The following is a 240-nucleotide window of genomic DNA, read 5'->3' as shown; positions in this document are numbered from 1 at the left end:
CTAGCACTTTAAGCAACGGGATTTATACGTTGGCGATGTGCGTTAGCACTTTGAAAACTGCATATATATATTTAGTGATATGACATCTAATTTGTAATATATAAAGTTGATAGCTTTTAAAAATTATCGAAGTTGATAGCTTCTAATCTATCAAACCTTTTTAACTGGTCAAGTTATTAAGGGTGCAGGGCGGATGCCTTGGCACTAGGAGCCGATGAAGGACGCGATAAGCTGCGATAA

The 240-nt window shown here is 37.1% G+C and carries 1 rRNA gene; it reads left to right on the top strand.

From position 1 onward, the window contains the following. Positions 1-166: 166 nt before the first annotated feature. Positions 167-240 (top strand): 23S ribosomal RNA (locus IC218_RS21770); the annotation flags it as partial.

Source organism: Clostridioides sp. ES-S-0005-03 (assembly GCF_020658455.1).
Taxonomy (GTDB): domain Bacteria; phylum Bacillota; class Clostridia; order Peptostreptococcales; family Peptostreptococcaceae; genus Clostridioides.
This window is presented reverse-complemented; position numbering and strand designations above follow the sequence as displayed.